We start from the raw sequence: 2,748 nt of genomic DNA, 5'->3' as shown, positions 1-2,748 counted from the left end.
TCCCCAACTGCCTCGTCCACGTCATCGATCTGCGCCCTCACCGCGTTCTCGGGACACACTGAAACGCACCTCCCGCAGCCCTTGCACTTGGATTCGTCATGCACCACCTCGTCACCTTCCATGGCGATGAAGTTCACGTTCTCATCCAACGTGTCGTAAATATCATAAATCCGATTCGATGGGTGGTCAAAACGCTGCTCTTCTTCAACGAAAACCCGATACCTGAGCCGGTAGACCGCATCTTTTTCCCGTGCGGTGTTGGCTGCTTTTAAGAATATCGGCATGATTCCCTTCCTCCCGAAGGGTGAATGATTAAAAGCTAAGTTCGATCAACCCATAATATTGACTGTTATCGCGGTAAAAACCCAGCGGGGTATAATCGGTACCGTCGAAAATCTCTACACCCAATTCCAGGGTGACATTTTGCCAGTAATCAATGATGAGCTTGGGATTATATAGCGTGCCATCACCATGGAAATCATAATACCAGCGAAATTCCAATTTTAAATCATCGTCGAAAAATTTCTTTGAAATCGTACCGTTTATGTTGCTGGTGAGTTCTCGCGCCAGGATAATGCTGTCATCAAAATCACTGATAAAGTTCTGGCCGAATTGAATATTCAGGTAGAATGCCCCCGGCCCATGATAGTCAGCCCCCACCACATACTGAAACACCGGTTTGCGGATCCGCTGAAGTTGATCGGTAACCAAACTGACCCGGTCCGTATAGGCCAGATCGCCGCGCAATCCGAAGGCGGCCACGGTCGTTTCGAACTCAAAACCAGCAGTTTGCTGGCGATCATGGCGCAGTCGAATCGGCTGATTGGTGGCGTGGGCATAACCCACCAGATCTTTGATCACGCGGGAACTGAAGGTCGGGTCGAAACCGGGGGGGACCGTCAACGAGTCAAGCGTGCCGACATCTTCATAGCCGTAAAAATAGCTCAAGGCGTAGTCGAACCGACCGATCGTGCTGGATAACCGGGCGCCGCCCTCTCCATTTTCCAACGTATTGGCCGGGTTATCCTCGACCACGCTGACCGGGCCGACCTGTTCCTCATAGTGGTTAAGCAGGGCCCAGTCGGTTTCCCGGATGTCATATTCGGATTGAATGAATACCGGGATGTATATCCCTTGCAACGTGAAGATGCCCGCAAAGAGTTCGAGGTTGACCATGGGAATCTGCAGCTTGCGATCTTCCCGCCGGCCGCCGATGCCGTCCCGGAAGTCCTCGGGATTCAAGATATCCAAAGGGCTGAACCCATCGGCCTTGCCCCACCGAACGATTTGATTGCCCACCTTCAAGTTGGCGTATTTACCTGACATGTTGAGATAGGCGTCAAACAGGCGAAAATTGGCGTCATCGTTCCTGTCACGATCACGTCCGTAGGTATAATAATCGCCACCCACACCCACTTTAAAGAATAGCGAAGATGTGGGGGCATAGGTGAGATCCACTTGGCCTTGGACATGGTTTTGGTAAAGGTCTTCGAATTCGTCGTCATTTTCGGTGTCGACGCTGAATTTGTTCCACACCCGACCACCAGTGGTAAATCTTTTCTGTCCAGGCCCTTCGTCCCACGGGGCGGCGTCTGGGGCGGCCGTATCCCACGGGTCGCTGCCTTGATCATCGGTCGGCGCCCCCGCTTTAAATGGGTCTTCGGCCACATCGCCAAACGGGTCTTCCCCGGTGTCCTTAAATGGATCTTCAGCCACGTCGGCGAATGGATCCACCTCAGCAGCCTGAAAGGGGTCATCAGGCGCGTCTACATCCGAGCCTTCAACCCGATCTGTTTTCAACCGCTGCAAAATCGAATCCGTGCCGCTACTCTCGACCGTCGACTGTGAAGCGCTGGCCAGCACCACCGTCGACATCTGGGAATCGATCCCATCGGCCATGGACCCTTTTTCGGCCTCCTCATATGAAGACGCCGCCAGGCGTTGATCTTTTTCGCCTTCACGGCTCGAGGGGATCGTATCGCCGTTGTCTGTGGAGTAGAGGATATTTTTTTCCGGCAGGACTTTTCTGAGCAGGCAGGCCTTAACCAAACCATCTCGAATCATTTGCTCGGCGGCTGCCTCGGCCGCTTTGTATGTCGGAAAACTACCGTAATAGACGCGATACCACATGCCTTTACCGCCCGTATCCTCATAGCGGTAATAGGCATCGACACCTTTTTTATTCAGTGTCGCGATCTCTTTTTCAGCCGTTGACTGCTGTTGGAAAGACCCAACTTGAATAATGTACCAGCTGGTTGCTGCCGCACCCGATGGACTATTGGCGGCATGAGCCGCATGCGGGGCGATGGCCACCGGTTGGCTGGCGGCAGTTGCACCGGTCACGACCCATCCAAGTGTAAACAAGGCGGCTGACACGGGAAAAGCCAGCCAAGCAAGTATCAAACTGATCACGACAACCCGAATTGCCTGGCAACCGTTTTTTTTCACAAGGGTTTTCATCCTGTTAAGGTTATTTTACTGATTTTATGATTCTTTCTTGGCGAAGCCAACCCCATGTAATTCGGTCAATTTCATTTAGTCCTGACAGCCTTCAACCTTACACCTTTTACCTGATGATTACCCTCTGTTCTTTGCGTCTCTGCGAGAGACAATCGCATTCATTCTATTTCCGTAATAGTGGAAGCCCAATCAGGGTCAGGCACTTTGATTGTTGTCATGTAGGCACCCGGTTCAAAGTTGATTTCAGTTGCCAAAATTTCCATCGCACCAACTGTTAAGGATTGTATC

At 51.8% G+C, this 2,748-nt stretch carries 2 protein-coding genes; both read right to left on the bottom strand.

Annotation, left to right across the window (positions count from 1 at the left end; translation table 11 throughout):
* Positions 1-284 (bottom strand): 4Fe-4S binding protein (locus ABYV26_RS24165; RefSeq protein WP_372683907.1); only part of this gene is annotated, 284 nt, incomplete at its 3' end.
* A 28-nt stretch (positions 285-312) separates the two neighbouring features.
* Positions 313-2,343: an SPOR domain-containing protein gene (locus ABYV26_RS24160; RefSeq protein ID WP_372683906.1), complete on the bottom strand. Its 2,031-nt coding sequence runs from the start codon at positions 2,341-2,343 to the stop codon at positions 313-315.
* Between the last annotated feature and the right edge of the window lie 405 nt (positions 2,344-2,748).

It is taken from the genome of Desulfosarcina sp. (assembly GCF_041551955.1).
GTDB lineage: Bacteria > Desulfobacterota > Desulfobacteria > Desulfobacterales > Desulfosarcinaceae > Desulfosarcina.
This window is presented reverse-complemented; position numbering and strand designations above follow the sequence as displayed.